The organism is Frigidibacter oleivorans (assembly GCF_003993775.1).
GTDB classification, from domain to species: Bacteria; Pseudomonadota; Alphaproteobacteria; order Rhodobacterales; family Rhodobacteraceae; genus Frigidibacter; species Frigidibacter oleivorans.
Genome location: NZ_RJRZ01000007.1, coordinates 62,812 through 77,522, shown reverse-complemented (window position 1 = coordinate 77,522; position 14,711 = coordinate 62,812). Strand labels below are relative to the sequence as shown.

The window sequence follows — 14,711 nt, the reverse complement described above, 5'->3', positions numbered from 1 at the left end:
TCTCAGCCGTCCTCCAGATGCAACAACAGTCCGAGCGCCAGCAGCATCGCGGCGACCGGCGGGCTCCACGCCGCGAGCGCCACGGGAATCTGCCCGTTCTCGCCCAAGACTTGCGCGAAATTTCGCAGGAAGAAAATGGCGAAGCCCGCCCCCATCGCCGTCAGCACCATGATCCCGGTCCGGCCGAAGCGCGCATGCCGCATGGTGAAGCCCGCGCCGACCAGCACCATCGCCGACAGGAACAGCGGCAGCGCCAGTTCCATCTGCAGCCAGACCCGGTGCCGGCGGGCGGAGAATCCCGCCTCCTCCAGCCCGCGGATGAAGCCCGGCAGATCCCAGATCGGGATCGAGGAGGGCGCGCCGAAACTGTCGCGGATGCGGTCGGTCGTCAGGTCCGAGGGCACCGACAGACTGTCATGGGTGCGGGCGTCGCGTTCTGGATTGTCGCTGTCCAGCGGCCATTCCTTGACCTCGACCAGATCCCACGCCCCCCGGTTCAGCGTGGCGCTGGCCGCCTCGAGCCGCGTCTGCGGGCCGGTCTCGGCCCCGAAGGACAGGAAGGTGACGTCATAGAGCTGGCTGCCGTCGAGATTGGCGCGCGCCGCGCGGATCACCGACTGGCCCTCGGGCCCCGACTGGCGCAGGAACAGCCCCTCGCGGCTGACCGACAGGACCGAGCCCACGCCCTCCTTCAGCCGCGCCGACAGCACCTCGTAGCGCTTCGACGTGGCGGCGACGACGGGGTTCAACAGCGCCACCGCCAGCACCCCGATCAGGAAGGTGGTGACGACCGGCGCCAGCAGCGTGCGCAGCGCCGAGCGGCCGGCCGCGCGCATCACCACCAGTTCGGAACTGCGCGCAAGCGCGAGGAACAGCGTCACCGTGGCCAGCATCACCACCAGCGGCAGGATGCGGTAGAGCGCGGCGGGGACGTTCAGCGCGGCGAGCCATGCGGCCGCCCCCAGTCCGCCGCCCGAATCCAGCCGGCGGATCTGCTCGACCACGTCCACCATGAACATGATCGCCCAGAACACCGCCAGCACCCCGGCGAAGGCCAGCGCGAAGCGGCGCGCGACGTAAAGGGCGAGCGTCATGCCGCGGCCTCCTGCGGCGGGGCCGCATCCGGCGGCGCGACCCGCCGCGCCCGCCCGGCCAGGCCCAGAAACAGCGCCGCGATCATGCCCCCGAGCGCGGGCGGCAGATAGACCAGCGGCCACAGCCGCGGGTCCTGCTGTGCCGCGCTGTCCACGGCATTGGCCGCAGCCTGCACCACCACCAGCGCCACGATCGCCAGCGCGATCTGCCGCCAGATGCCGAAGCGGCTGAAACTGCCGGTCAGCAGTGCCGAAAAGCCGATGGCGGCAAAGGCGGCGGCGATCAGCGGATGGGCAAAGCGGGCATGGCCCTCGGCCAGGAACTCCGCAGGGCTCGCATCGGCGCGGTCGAGGTCGTCGGGTGCGGCCGCCAGCAGCCGGGGCGTCGAGAATTCGCGCAGGTCCCGGTTCTGGCGCGCGGAGGGCGACAGCAGCGCGCCGATGTCATAGGTGGAATCGGCAAAGCGCGTCACCTGCAGCCGGTCGTCGGCCAGGGTCAGCACCTGCGCCATGCCCTCGAACATCACCAGCTTCGGCCCCGTCTCGCTGCGCACCAGAAGCGCGCGTTCCGCGGTGTAGGTGGTGCTTTCCCCGGGGTTCCGCGCATCCGCGATGTAGATGTCCAGCAACTCGCCTGCGGGCGAGATGTCGCGGATGTAGAGCGTGATCCCCGAGGCGGGGTGCTGGAAGCTGCCGGCGGTCAGGAACTGCGCGGTCACGTTCTCGGCGATCTCGGCCCGACGGTCGGCCAGCTCCGCCCGCGCCCCCGGCACCAGCACATGGGTCAGCACCGACAGCAGACCCGCGACGATCAGCCCGAAGACCAGCGCCGGCCGCGCCAGCCGCCAGGGCGACAGACCCACCGCCTGCATCACCACCAGCTCGCTTTCCTGCGACAGCCGGTTGGTGGTGTAGACGGTCGCGACGAAGGCCGAGACCGGCAGCACCATGCGGATGACATTGGGCAGGGTCAGCGCCGAGAATTCGAGGAAGACCCACGCCGTCTGCCCGTCGGCGATCAGCTGTTCGAAGATCTGCACCGCTTGGTTGACCCAGTAGACCGAGACGAGGATCAGCGAGAAGAATCCGAACAGCGCCAGCATCTGCGACAACAGATATCTGTCGAATCGCGCCACTGTCACCCGCCCCCGCAGCCCCGTGTCCCGGCCGGTCGGACCGGCCTCTTCCCGGCGGGTCTAGCCGATCGGGACCTGCGGGAAAACTGCTATCTGGCCAAGGCCGCGGGCGCGGGCTAGGGTCCGCCGGCAGCCGGTGCCGGGCCGGCTGACGGGCAGGTCCCCCGGGGCCGGCCGCCGGCGCCCGCATCTGCGGCCCGCGCATGATCCGTCCGGCACGCGATCCCAGGGCCGGCCGCGGCCCCCAGACAGGAGCCTTCCGCATGACCGCCCCCGCCGCCATCCAGTTCCGCGCCGCCGATGCCGCCGATCCCGCAGGCTTCGCCGGCCGCGTCGCGCTGTTCCTGCCCGAGGGCGGGGCGCTCGATGCCGGGGCCAAGCGGCTCGACCGGGCGATGAAGGGGGCGCTCGGGCGCTTTGCCGCCAGCCCCGCCTTCGGCCGGCTGAAACCGGGCGAGGCGGCGGATCTGGCCTTCCCCGCCGGCATCGCGGCCGAGGCGGTGCAGGTGATCCGGCTGGACCGCAAGGCCGGTGTCGAGGAGGCGCGCAAGGCCGGCGCCACCATCGGGCGCAGCCTGGGCGAGGCGGGCGCGCTGGTGCTGGCGGGCAACCATCCCCGCGCGGCCGAGATCAGCCTCGGCCTCGCGCTCCGGGCCTATGACTTCACCGCCCACAAGACCGCCGAGGCGAAACCCGCGGGCGAGGTGATCTTCGCCGTGGCGAAGCCCGAGGCGGTGGCCGCCGAGGCGCGGCCGATGGCGGCGCTGGCCGAGGGCGTGTTCTTCACCCGCGACCTGGTCAACGAACCGGCCAATGTGCTGACGACCTACGATTTCGCCGCGCGGCTGGCCGCGATGCAGGAACTGGGGCTGGAGGTCGAGATCCTCGAGGAAGAGGATCTGGTGAAGCTGGGGATGCGCACGCTGCTGGCGGTCGGGCAGGGGTCGGACAGCCCGTCCAAGGTCGTGGTGATGCAGTGGAACGGCGGCGGCGACGAACCGCCGCTGGCGCTGGTGGGCAAGGGCGTCTGCTTCGACACCGGCGGCATCTCGATCAAGCCCGCGGCCGGCATGGAAGACATGACCATGGACATGGGGGGCGCGGGCGTGGTGGCGGGCGTGATGCGCACGCTGGCGCTGCGCAAGGCGAAGGCCAATGTCGTGGGGCTGGTGGGCCTTGTGGAAAACATGCCCGACGGCCGCGCGCAGCGGCCGGGCGACGTGGTCCGCTCGATGAAGGGCGACACGGTCGAGGTGATCAACACCGATGCCGAGGGCCGGCTCGTGCTGGCCGATGTGCTGTGGTATGCGCAGGACCGCTTCAACCCCTCGGGCGTCATCGACCTCGCCACGCTGACCGGGGCGATCGTGGTGGGCCTCGGGCACGAGAATGCCGGGGTCTTCTCCAACGACGACGCGCTGGCCGGGCGCTTCCTCGCCGCCGCGAAGGCTGAGGGCGAGGGCGCCTGGCGGATGCCGATGGGGCCGGGCTATGACGCGCAGCTGAAATCGCGCGTGGCCGACATGAAGAACGTGGGCGGCCGCCCCGGCGGCGCGATCACCGCCGCGGCCTTCCTCGCCCGCTTCATCCGCGAGGGCATGCCCTGGGTGCATCTGGACATCGCCGGCGTGACGCTGCCGCCCGCCGACACCACGCTCGCCCCCAAGGGCGCGACCGGCTGGGGGGTGATGGCGCTGAACCGGATGATCCGGGACCATTACGAGAAGGGGTGATGCCCGCGCTCTTCTACCATCTCACCCGCTCGACGCTGGAGGAGACGGCGGCGGCGATCCTGTCCCGGGCGGTCGGGCAGGGCTGGCGGGTCGTGCTGCGCGGGCCGGACCGGCCGATCCTCGACCGGCTGGATCGGGCGCTGTGGGCGGGCGAGGATACCTTCCTGCCGCACGGGCTGGCGGGCGGGCCGCATGACGCGGACCAGCCCGTGCTGCTGACCGACCGGGCCGACCTGCCCAACGATCCCCGCGCATTGATGACGGTGGCGGGGGCCAAGGTCACGGCGGCCGAGGTGGCGCGGCTCGACCGGGTCTGGATCCTCTTCGACGGGCGCGACGATCAGGCGCTGGACCGGGCCCGCGACCAGTGGCGCGCCCTGACCCGCGCCGGCAGCCCGGCCCAGTACTGGAGCGAGGAGGACGGCCGCTGGCGGATGGTGCGCGAGGCCTAGCCGCCACCCCCGCGCGTGGCGATCCGCCGATCACCGGGGCGTGACAGACGGGCCGCCCGAATCCCCGTGACCCGTCCCGCCGGAACGGCTAAGGCGGTGACAGTTCTGTGAAATGACGGGCCTCCCGATGATCCTCGCGCCTTCTGCCGCGTCACCGGCACCTGCCCGGTCCGCGCCACCGGCGGCGGCGCCCGTTCCGCCCCGTGGCGGGCGCGGCGCGGGGCTGCCCGGATGAGGGCGGCGACGGGTCTGCGGGCCGTCCGCGCGGCGCTGCTGGCGGGGGCGCTGGCGCTGTCGGCCTGCGTCGCGGCGGCGCCCGAACCGCCGACGCGGGCGGTGCCGCAGGGGCCGCTGCTGCCGATGCCGCAGATGAAGGTCTTCGGCACCCCGCATCCCCAGCCCCCCGCCCGCAGCAATGCCGAGATCGCGCGCGACATCCTCGAGCTGTCCTTCCGCATGGAAAGCGGGCGCGAGCTGCCGGTGCTGACCCGGTTCGAGGGGCCGGTGACGCTGCATGTGGCCGGCGCGGTGCCGCCCACCGCGCGCGCCGATGTCGACCGGCTGGCGCGGCGGCTGAGGGCCGAGGCCGGGATCGACGTGCGGGTGGCGGCCGGTCCGGCGCCCGCCGGGGGCAACCGCATCGCCATCGAGTTCCTGCCACGCGCGCAGATGCAGCGGCTGGTGCCCGAGGCCGCCTGCTTCGTGGTGCCGCGCATCGGAAGCTGGGCGGAATACCGAGCGCTGCGCCGCTCGGCCGACGTGGACTGGACGACCCTGACCCGGCGCGAACGGGCGGTGGTCTTCGTGCCCTCCGACACCTCGCCGCAAGAGATCCGCGACTGCCTGCACGAAGAGGTGGCGCAGGCGCTCGGGCCGCTGAACGACCTCTATTCCCTGCCGGATTCGGTCTTCAACGACGACAATTTCCATGCGGTGCTGACCGGCTTCGACATGCTGGTGCTGCGCGTCTACAACGCGCCCGAATTGCGCAGCGGCATGACCCGGGCCGAGGTCGCCGCCCGCCTGCCCGCGCTGCTGGCGAGGCTGAACCCGCGGGGCGGCAGCGCCGCGCAAAGCGCCGCGCCCGAGGTGACGCCACGCCCCTGGATCGACGCGGTGGAACGCGCGCTCGGCCCCCGCGCCTCGGACCGGGCGCGGCGGGCGGCGGCGGGCCGGGCGCTGGCCATCGCCATCGCCGAGGACTGGACCGGGGCGCGGGCCGGATTCTCGTGGTTCGCGCTCGGCCGGCTGAACCTGTCGGGCGATCTGGAAACCGCCTTCACCGCCTTCCTGCGCGCCGCGCTGATCTATCGCGCCGGACCGGGGATGGAGGTGCAGGTGGCGCATGTGGACATGCAGCTCGCCGCCTTCGCGCTGTCGGCCGGGCAGGCGGAGGACGTGCTGACCTTCACCGGCCGGGCGATCCCGGTCGTGGCGCGGGCCGAGAATGCGGCGCTGCTGGCGACGCTGATGTTCCTGCGGGCCGAGGCGCTGGACCTGCAGGGGCGCGGGGCCGAGGCCCGGGCGGAGCGGCTGGACGCGATGGGCTGGGCGCGCTATGGCTTCGGCGCCGAGGCGGAGGTGCGCCGGCGGATGGCCGAGATCGCGGCCCTGTCGCCCCCGGCGCAGATCGTGCAGGCGCTGGCGGAGGCCGACTAGGCGCCGCCCGGCCGGACGGAGGAGTTGCGGATGATCATCCTGGCCGGGTTCCTGACCGGGGCGCTGTGGGGCGGCGGGCTGGCGTGGCGGCGCAAGGGCAACCGCTTCGACATCGCGCAATATGCCGCCGGGTTCGGCATCTTCTTTGCGCTGATCGCGCTGTTCGCGATGATCTTCATCCAGCGCGCCGGCTGACGGACGGGGGCGGCGATGTTCCTGCCCTTCCTGCACCGGTTGCGCGCGGCGGGGGTGCCGGTCTCGCTGCGCGAATACCTCACCTTCCTGCAGGCGATGCAGGCGCATCTGGTCACCTACGATGCCGAGGGGTTCTACCACCTCGCCCGGGTGACGATGGTCAAGGACGAGCGGCACATGGACCGCTTCGACCGCGCCTTCGCCGAAACCTTTCGCGGGCTCGACGCCATCGGCGCGGATCAGGTGCTGGCGGCGCTGGACCTGCCGCGCGACTGGCTGGAGAAGCTGGCCGAAAAGGTGCTGTCGCCCGAGGAGATGGCGCAGATCCGGTCGATGGGTGGCTTCGACGCGCTGATGCAGGCGCTGCGCGACCGGCTGGCGGAACAGGAGGGCCGGCATCAGGGCGGGTCGAAATGGATCGGCACCGCCGGCACCTCGCCCTTCGGCGCCTGGGGCTACAACCCCGAGGGTGTGCGCATCGGCCAGGACGACAGCCGCCACCGCCGCGCGGTCAAGGTCTGGGACCGGCGCGAGTTCCGCGATTTCGACGACAGGGTCGAGCTCGGCACCCGCAACATCAAGGTGGCGCTGCGCCGGCTGCGGCGGTGGGCGCGGGACGGCGCGGCCGAGGAGCTGGACCTGCCCGGCACCATCCGCGCCACGGCGGAACGCGGCTGGCTGGACGTGCAGACCCGCCCCGAACGGCGCAACGCGGTGAAGGTTCTTCTGTTTCTGGATGTGGGCGGGTCGATGGACCCGCATGTCCGGCTGGTCGAGGAGCTGTTCTCGGCCGCGCGGGCGGAGTTCCGGCATCTGGAGCAGGTCTATTTCCACAACTGCCTCTACGAGGGCGTCTGGCGCGACAACCGCCGCCGGCGCGAGGCGATGCTGCCCACGGCCGAGCTGATGCGGACCTATGGCGGTGACTGGCGCTGCCTCTTCGTCGGCGACGCGGCGATGAGCCCCTACGAGATCAGCCATGCCGGCGGCGCCAGCGAGCACTGGAACGAGGAGCCGGGCGCGGTCTGGCTGGAACGCGCCTGCGCGGCCTGGCCCCATCATGTCTGGCTGAACCCGATGCCCGAGGGCAGCTGGGGCTATTCGGCCTCGACCGGGATGATCCGCACGATCTTTGGCGGGCGGATGTTTCCCCTGACGCTCGACGGGATCGCCCGCGCGGCGAAGGAACTGGCCTGATGCCGGCGGACCTGCCCGGCCTGCTGTCCGGGTGGGGGCCGGGTTCCGCCGTGTTGGTCCTGGGCATCGTCACCTTCCTGTCCTGCCTGATGCTGCCGGTGCCCGCCTCGCTGGCGATGCTGACCGCGGGCGGGCTGGCCGCCGCGGGGCAACTGCCGGTGGGTACGGTGGCGGCCTCGGCGCTCGCCGGTGCGGTGCTGGGCGATCAGGCGGGGTATTGGGCGGGGCGACGCTTCGGTGCGCCGCTGCTGGCGCGGCTGTCGCGGCGGCGGGGCCGCGCCGCGCTGATCCTGCGGGCCGAGGCATGGCTTCTGAGCCATGGCGCGGGGGCGGTGTTCTTCAGCCGCTGGCTGCTGAGCCCGCTGGGGCCCTGGGTCAACCTCGCCACCGGCGCGGGCGGCTTCGGCTGGCGGCGGTTCACGCTGTGGGCGGTGACGGGCGAGGCGGTCTGGGTCGCGCTGTATGTCGGGCTGGGGCATCTGGCGGCGGACAGCCTGCCCCGGGCGCGCGCGGCGGTGGGCCAGACCTTCCTCGCGCTCGGGCTGCTGGCGGGGCTGGCGCTGCTGGCGGCGGGGCTGATCCTGTGGCGCCGGCGCGGGGCGCGAAGCCCGTCCTGACGCGGCCGGCCCTTGCCGATGTTCCGTAAATGTTCCATTCTCGGGGCATGAAGCGGATTCACGACATGCCCCCCTCGGACCCCGACCTGCGCCTGAAGGCGCGGGGGGCGGGGGCGAACTCTGCGGGGCGGTTCGAACGGCAGACCCGCGCCCGCCAGCATGACGGCTGGGACATCCCCGAGGAGGAACGGCTGCTGCGCACCGAGGTCGCCATCGAGCGTCCGCGCAGCATCATCGCCCGCAACGATTCGCCCGACATCCCCTTCGACCGGTCGGTGAACCCCTATCGCGGCTGCGAGCATGGCTGCATCTATTGCTTCGCCCGGCCCTCGCACGGCTATCTTGGCCTGTCGGCGGGGCTGGATTTCGAGACCAAGCTGGTGGCGAAACCCGATGCGCCGGCGCTGCTGGCGAAGGAACTGTCGAAGCCCGGCTACCGGATGGCGCCGCTCGCCATCGGCACCAATACCGATCCCTACCAGCCGATCGAGGCCCGGCACCGGGTGATGCGCGGGCTGCTGGAGGTGCTGAGCGAGTTCAACCACCCGGTCGGCATCGTCACCAAGGGCGCGGCGCTGATCGAGCGCGACCTCGACATCCTGTCGGACATGGCGGCGCGGGGTCTGGTGCATGTGGGTGTGTCGGTGACGACGCTGGATACGGACCTGTGCCGCGGGCTGGAACCCCGCGCGCCCGCGCCGGCACGGCGGCTGGCGGCGATCCGGGCGCTGGCCGGGGCGGGGGTGCCGGTGCGGGTGATGGTGGCGCCGATCATCCCGGTGCTGACCGATGCCGAGGGCGAGGCGATCCTCGCCGCCGGCAAGGAGGCGGGCGCGCGCGCGGCCAGCTGGATCCTGCTGCGCCTGCCCTTCGAGGTGGCGCCGCTGTTCACCGACTGGCTGCGCCGCACCCATCCGGGCAAGGCGGATCACGTCATGTCGCGGCTGCGCGCGATGCGGGGCGGGCGCGAGAACGATCCTCGCTTCGGCAGCCGGATGAGGGGCGAGGGGCCCGAGGCGCAGATCCTGCACCTGCGGATGAAGGTGGCGGCGCGACGGCTGGGGCTCGACACGCCGTTGCCCGGCTATGACCTGACCCGCTTTCGCGTGCCGCCCCGGCCCGGCGACCAGCTGTCGCTGTTCTGAGCCCCTCGGCCCCGGTCAGCGCCGCGCGATGATCCAGATCGCGTGGATGATGCCCGGGATATAGCCGAGCAGGGTCAGCAGGATGTTGATCCAGAATTGCAGCCCGAAGCCCACCTGCAGGAAGACCCCGAGCGGCGGCAGCAGGATGGCGATGATGATGCGGATCAGGTCCATGTCGGTTCCTTGTTGCTGACCGGAGGTTGCACAGACAGCGCGGCAACGCGGCGCCGGGTTCCCGCTGCCGCGGCGGCCCGCGCGAATTTCATGCAGCCGTCACCGGATCGCGCCGGATCGCACCGGATCGCACCGGGTCCGCATATGGGGACTGGACGGCGGGCCGGCCTTGCCGGAACTCTGGCACCGGACCCAGCATGGAGCGGCCGATGACCACCGATCCCTTCTTCCACCCCGTCTCCGGCATGGACCTGCCGCGCTTCGCCGGGGTGCCCAGCTTCATGCGGCTGCCCATCGTCGGCCCCGACCATCCCCGCCGGGCCGAGGTGCAGATCGGCATTGTCGGCCTGCCCTTCGACGGGGCGGTGTCGAACCGGGCGGGGGCGCGGCACGGGCCGCGGGCGCTGCGCGACGCCTCGACGATGCTGCGCGCCCAGAACGGCGCCACCGGGGTGCGGCCCTTCGAGGCGCTGGCCTGCGCCGATCTGGGCGATATCGGGCCGAACCCGGTCGACGTGATGGACACGCTCGACCGGTTCGAGACCGCCTTTGCCGGGCTGGCCGGCGAAGGCATCCGGCCACTGACCGCCGGAGGCGACCACCTCTGCACCCTGCCGGTGCTGCGGGGCCTCAGGCGCGGCGGGCTGGCGCAGGGGCCGCTGGGGCTGATCCATTTCGACAGCCATACCGACCTCTACCCGGTCTATTTCGGCGGCCGCACCCTGACCCATGGCAACCCGTTCCGCGTGGCGGTGGAAGAGGGGCTGCTGGACCCGGCGCGGATGGTGCAGATCGGCATCCGCGGCACCACCTATGACGGCGCCGATATCGACTTCGCCCGGGCCAACGGCATCCGGGTGATCCGGGCCGAGGAGATGTTCGCGCGCGGCATCCCCGACGTGATGGCCGAGGCGCGCGAGATCGTGGGGACCGCGCCCTGTTACCTGAGCTATGACATCGACTTCGTCGACCCGTCCGTCGCCCCCGGCACCGGCACGCCGGAATGGGGCGGGCCGATCGCGCGCGAGGCGATCGAGGTGCTGCGGCATCTGCAGGGGGTCGAGGTGCTGGCCGCCGATCTGGTCGAGGTCAGCCCGCCCTTCGATCCCTCGGGCAACACCGCCTGGCTGGGGGCGAGCCTGATGTTCGAGATCCTCTGCGCGATGGTCTGACACCGGCGCTGGCGGGGGCCGGGGGAAGCGGGGGCCAGCCCCCGCACCCCCGGGATATTTGCGCCGACAAGAAGCGCAAGGCGCCGCAAACGAAAACCGCCGCCCGGCAAGGGGCGGCGGCAGATGCTGCGGCAGACGCCTGGTCCGGCGCGATCAGTAGCGCGGCGGGCAGGGGGCCGGGGCACCGTTCGCATAGGTGCAGCGGCGGGCGCCCTGGTTGGCGCCGATGGCGGTGCCGGCGGCGGCGCCGATCAGCGTCGCGCCGATCTTCGCCTCGTCGCTGGCATCGGCCAGATCGGCCGCGCCCAGACCCACGGCGGCGCCGGTCAGGCCGCCGATGGCGGCGTTCTGGTTCGGGGTGTTGCCCTGGCAGGCGGAGAGCGCGAAGACGCCGAGCCCGAGGAACAGCAGGGTGGATTTGGTCATGATCAGCCTTCCCGTCGTTGGTCCATGATGGCGCGGTCCCGTTCCGGACCGCTGTGGCAGCACAAGTAGGCCATCTTCGAGAAAGTTCCGCGCCGGTCTCGCGCGCGATATCGGGGGCCGGCTGCTTTCCGCCCCGGCTGTAACAGTTCGCGAGCGGTGCGGCAGTCCGTCCCCCGGGTCCCGCGCGCCCTTGCAGGCCCCGGCCCCGGCACCTACTGTCCTTCGCGCAAGCGGAACAGGGGTGCCGGATGGCGGCGGGACAGCGCAAGCTTTTCGAGGAAGTCGCGACCGGGCAGAAGGCGCCCGCACCGCAGGGCGGGCTGATCGACCGGCAGTCGGGCGGCGGCGCGCGGCGGGCGGTGCGGATCTGGCTGGGGGCGATCTTCCTGCTGGTCGTGGCGATGATCGCGGTGGGCGGGCTGACCCGGCTGACCGATTCCGGCCTGTCGATCACCGAATGGCGGCCGGTCACCGGGGCGATCCCGCCGCTGGACGCCGCCGACTGGCAGGCCGAATACGCGAAATATCAGGCGAGCCCGGAATTCCAGCTGCAGAACCACCAGATGACGCTGGCAGAGTTCAAGACGATCTTCTGGTGGGAATGGGGCCACCGGCAGCTGGGCCGGGTCATCGGGCTGGTCTGGGCCCTGGGCTTCGCGGGGCTGCTGGTCAGCCGGCGGATGCCGCCGGGCTGGACCGGCCGGCTGCTGCTGCTGGGGCTGCTCGGCGGGCTGCAGGGGGCCATCGGCTGGTGGATGGTGGCCTCGGGGCTGACCGGCGCGCGGGTGGATGTGCAATCCTACCGGCTGGCCACGCATCTGGGGCTGGCCTTCGTCATCCTCGGGCTGACGGCCTGGTACATGCTGACGCTGGCCCGGCCCGAGGCGGCGCTGCTGCAGGCCCGGCGCCAGCGCGAGGACAAGCTGTTCTCGCTGTCCACCGGGCTGCTGCATTTCGCCTTCCTGCAGATCCTGCTGGGGGCGCTGGTCGCGGGGATCGACGCGGGCCGCAGCTTTCCGACATGGCCGCTGATGAACGGCAGCCTGTTTCCCGCCGATGCCTTCTACGTGCCGGACGGGCAGGGCGGCAGCGGCCCGGTCTGGCGCGCCTTCTTCGAGAATCCGGGGCTGGTGCAGTTCGTGCACCGGATGGCGGGCTATCTGCTCTTCGTCTTCGGCATCGTCGTCTGGCTGCGCGGGCGGCGGTCGGTGCATGCCGCCACCCGGGCCGCCTTCCATGCCGTCTTCGCCATGCTGGTGATCCAGGTCGCGCTCGGCATCGTGACCGTCGTCCATGCGGCGCCGCTGCCCCTTGGCCTTGCGCATCAGCTGGGGGCCGTGGTGCTGTGGGTGCTGATCCTGCGCGCCCGGCATCTGGCGCAATATCCCGTCGTGCAATCGCTGCGAGGCCACCGATGACCGCTTTTCCCGATCTGATCGCCTTCCAGCGCGATACCGAGGCGCTGGCGCAGGTCATGGGCCGTCTGGGCTGGGATCAGGAAACGATGATGCCCCGCGGCGCCGCCGAACAGCGCGCGGACGAGATGGCGGCGCTGGAGGGCGTGCTGCATGCCCGCCGCACCGATCCGCGGCTGGCCGACTGGCTGGACCGGGCCGACGCGCCGGATGCCGAGGGCGCGCGGATGCTGGCGCTGATCCGCCGCGCCCATGCCCGGGCGACCTGCATCCCCGCCCGGCTGGCGGCCGAGATCGCGCGCCTGACCAGCCTGTCGCAGGGGATCTGGGCCGAGGCGCGGGCGCGGGACGAGGTGGACCATTTCCTGCCGACGCTGCGCCAGGTGGTGATGCTGAAGCGCGAGGCGGCGCAGGCGCTGTGCGAGGGGACGGAGGCCGCCACCGCCTATGACGCGCTGCTGGAGGAATACGAACCCGAGACGACCGCCGAGGAGATCGCCGCCATCTTCGACCGGATGCGGCCGCGGCTGGTGGCGCTGCGCGACCGCATCCTCGGGTCCGGCCGCATCGTGGCGCCCCTGAAGGGCGAATTCCCGCAGGACGGGCAGCTGCGGCTGGCGCGGAAGATGGCCGAGGCCTTCGGCTATGACTTCACCCGCGGGCGGCTGGACCTTGCCGTGCACCCGTTTAGTTCCGGCTCGGGCGCCGACGTGCGGATCACCACCCGGGTGGTGGAGGCGGACCCGTTCAACTGCCTCTATTCCACCATCCACGAAACCGGCCATGCCTGTTATGAGCAGAACATCGCCCCGGCCTTCGCGCTGACGGTGCTGGGGCAGGGCGTGTCGATGGGCGTCCATGAAAGCCAGAGCCGGATCTACGAAAACCAGCTCGGCCGTTCCGCGCCCTTCACCGGCTGGATCTTCCGCCAGATGCAGGCGGAGTTCGGCAGCTTCGGCATCGAGACGCCGGAGGAATTCCACGCCACCGTCAACCGGGTGCAGCCGGGCTTCATCCGCACCGAGGCGGACGAGGTGCATTACAACCTGCATATCATGATGCGCTTCGACCTCGAACGCGATCTGGTGTCGGGGGCGCTGGACGTGGCCGATCTGGAAGAGGCGTGGAATGACCGCTTCCTGGCGGATTTCGGCGTGGCGGTGGACCGTCCCGCGCATGGCCTGCTGCAGGACGTGCACTGGTCGGTGGGCCTGTTCGGCTATTTTCCGACCTACAGCCTCGGCAATGTCTATGCGGGCTGCCTGATGGCGGCGCTGCGGCGCGATGTGCCGGACCTCGACGCGCGGCTGGCCCGGGGCGATACCGCCGCCGCGACCGGCTGGCTGCGCGAGAGGCTGCAGCAGCATGGCGGGCTTTATGCCCCGCGCGAGGTCATCGCCCGGGCGACGGGGGCCGCGCCGGACGAGGGGCCGCTGCTCGACTATCTCGACGCGAAGTTCGGGGCGATCTACGGGCTGTGACTATTCCAGCCCGCGCAGCTGCAGGGGCGCCAGCGGACGGGCGGGGCGGAACAGCCGCTCGCCGCTCGCGCCGCCGCCGAGGCTGACGGTCAGCCCGATCCGCGCAAAGGTTTCCCCGCCGTCGCCGTCACTCCCGGCAAGCCCGCTGTGCCCCACCGTCGTCTCCAGCGCGGCATGGGGCGCCAGCGCCAGCCGCAGCCCCGCCTGCGCCTGCCAGCCGGTCGCGGAAAAGTCGGCCTCGTCATAATCCGCGGCCATCGCGCCGGCGATCAGGGTCACGCGGGGCGAGAGGTCGCGTTCGGCCCAGCCCTCGACGAAAAGAAAGTCGAAGCTGCCGGGGTTGCGGACGCCGATGCCGGCCTTCACCTCGGCCCGCGCCCCGGTCCCGAGCGCGAAGCGCGCCTCGGCCCCGGCGGCGACGGTGGTGCTGTCGGTGCCGTCGAGATCCGACAGATGCCCGAACAGGCCATAGCTGCGGCCCGGGCGCGGGGTCAGGTAGAGATGGGCGTCGATCGCCCCCAGCGTGCCGGTGGGCTGATCGGCCAGCGACAGGTCGAATTGCAGCCCATGGGCGGCGGTGATGGCCAGATCGGCGGACAGCCGGGCCTCGGGGCGCAGGTCGCCCGGCGTCCCGGTCGCGGCAAGGGCGGCCTCGACCTGACGGAACCCCAGCGAGGACTGGGCCTTGGCCGCCAGCGGCGCAAGCGCGCAGGCGGAGAGAACGGACAGCGCCACGGCGCGGCAAAGCATCGTCAATCCCTCGGATCAGGGCGGCCGGACCCGGGGGGCCCGGCCGCGGATAGCTCCCGAGGGCT

At 72.1% G+C, this 14,711-nt stretch carries 15 protein-coding genes; 10 read left to right on the top strand and 5 right to left on the bottom strand.

The annotated features are described in order from the left end of the window. Positions 1 to 2: 2 nt before the first annotated feature. Both lptG and lptF read right to left on the bottom strand, forming a co-directional pair. Positions 3 to 1,094, bottom strand: a complete 1,092-nt coding sequence (gene lptG / locus EEY80_RS10815) for an LPS export ABC transporter permease LptG (protein ID WP_126976579.1) — start codon at positions 1,092 to 1,094, stop codon at positions 3 to 5. Beyond that, on the bottom strand, positions 1,091 to 2,197 hold the full coding sequence (gene lptF / locus EEY80_RS10810) for an LPS export ABC transporter permease LptF (protein ID WP_235829801.1): 1,107 nt from the start codon (positions 2,195 to 2,197) through the stop codon (positions 1,091 to 1,093). Before lptF ends, lptG begins: the two co-directional genes overlap by 4 nt. 296 nt (positions 2,198 to 2,493) lie before the next feature. On the opposite strand from lptF, the gene EEY80_RS10805 reads away from it, so the two are divergent. The 7 genes from EEY80_RS10805 to EEY80_RS10780 all read left to right on the top strand — a co-directional run bounded on the left by EEY80_RS10805 (position 2,494) and on the right by EEY80_RS10780 (position 9,228). Then, the gene (locus tag EEY80_RS10805) at positions 2,494 to 3,963 is read left to right on the top strand and encodes a leucyl aminopeptidase (protein WP_126976577.1); all 1,470 of its coding nucleotides are present in this window, start codon (positions 2,494 to 2,496) and stop codon (positions 3,961 to 3,963) included. Next, on the top strand, positions 3,963 to 4,415 hold the full coding sequence (locus tag EEY80_RS10800; RefSeq protein WP_126976576.1) for a DNA polymerase III subunit chi: 453 nt from the start codon (positions 3,963 to 3,965) through the stop codon (positions 4,413 to 4,415). The genes EEY80_RS10805 and EEY80_RS10800 overlap by 1 nt, the downstream gene beginning before the upstream one ends. Positions 4,416 to 4,646: 231 nt before the next feature. Further along, positions 4,647 to 6,074, top strand: coding sequence for a DUF2927 domain-containing protein (locus tag EEY80_RS10795; protein WP_126976575.1), 1,428 nt, complete (start codon positions 4,647 to 4,649; stop codon positions 6,072 to 6,074). A 30-nt stretch (positions 6,075 to 6,104) separates the two neighbouring features. Further along, positions 6,105 to 6,269, top strand: coding sequence for a hypothetical protein (locus EEY80_RS20095; protein ID WP_164738223.1), 165 nt, complete (start codon positions 6,105 to 6,107; stop codon positions 6,267 to 6,269). Between the two features lie 15 nt (positions 6,270 to 6,284). After that, entirely contained in the window at positions 6,285 to 7,466 is a 1,182-nt protein-coding gene (locus EEY80_RS10790; RefSeq protein ID WP_126976574.1) for a vWA domain-containing protein, read from the top strand. Further along, on the top strand, positions 7,466 to 8,083 hold the full coding sequence (locus EEY80_RS10785) for a DedA family protein (RefSeq protein WP_126976573.1): 618 nt from the start codon (positions 7,466 to 7,468) through the stop codon (positions 8,081 to 8,083). The genes EEY80_RS10790 and EEY80_RS10785 overlap by 1 nt, the downstream gene beginning before the upstream one ends. Before the next feature lie 65 nt (positions 8,084 to 8,148). Then, positions 8,149 to 9,228 (top strand): PA0069 family radical SAM protein, encoded by a 1,080-nt coding sequence (locus EEY80_RS10780; protein WP_235829796.1) that lies wholly within the window; start codon positions 8,149 to 8,151, stop codon positions 9,226 to 9,228. Between the two features lie 15 nt (positions 9,229 to 9,243). Here EEY80_RS10780 and EEY80_RS10775 read toward each other — a convergent pair whose 3' ends face one another. After that, positions 9,244 to 9,402, bottom strand: a complete 159-nt coding sequence (locus EEY80_RS10775; protein WP_126976571.1) for a YqaE/Pmp3 family membrane protein — start codon at positions 9,400 to 9,402, stop codon at positions 9,244 to 9,246. 209 nt (positions 9,403 to 9,611) lie between these two features. On the opposite strand from EEY80_RS10775, the gene EEY80_RS10770 reads away from it, so the two are divergent. Next, positions 9,612 to 10,574 (top strand): agmatinase, encoded by a 963-nt coding sequence (locus EEY80_RS10770; protein WP_126976570.1) that lies wholly within the window; start codon positions 9,612 to 9,614, stop codon positions 10,572 to 10,574. Between the two features lie 153 nt (positions 10,575 to 10,727). Here EEY80_RS10770 and EEY80_RS10765 read toward each other — a convergent pair whose 3' ends face one another. After that, positions 10,728 to 11,000 (bottom strand): glucose-6-phosphate isomerase, encoded by a 273-nt coding sequence (locus tag EEY80_RS10765; RefSeq protein WP_126976569.1) that lies wholly within the window; start codon positions 10,998 to 11,000, stop codon positions 10,728 to 10,730. 248 nt (positions 11,001 to 11,248) lie between these two features. On the opposite strand from EEY80_RS10765, the gene ctaA reads away from it, so the two are divergent. Together ctaA and EEY80_RS10755 are read left to right on the top strand one after the other, a co-directional pair. Next, the gene (gene ctaA / locus EEY80_RS10760) at positions 11,249 to 12,418 is read left to right on the top strand and encodes a heme A synthase (protein ID WP_126976568.1); all 1,170 of its coding nucleotides are present in this window, start codon (positions 11,249 to 11,251) and stop codon (positions 12,416 to 12,418) included. After that, positions 12,415 to 13,896: a carboxypeptidase M32 gene (locus EEY80_RS10755; RefSeq protein ID WP_126976567.1), complete on the top strand. Its 1,482-nt coding sequence runs from the start codon at positions 12,415 to 12,417 to the stop codon at positions 13,894 to 13,896. The genes ctaA and EEY80_RS10755 overlap by 4 nt, the downstream gene beginning before the upstream one ends. Here EEY80_RS10755 and EEY80_RS10750 read toward each other — a convergent pair whose 3' ends face one another. Continuing rightward, positions 13,897 to 14,646, bottom strand: a complete 750-nt coding sequence (locus EEY80_RS10750; RefSeq protein ID WP_126976566.1) for a hypothetical protein — start codon at positions 14,644 to 14,646, stop codon at positions 13,897 to 13,899. Between the last annotated feature and the right edge of the window lie 65 nt (positions 14,647 to 14,711).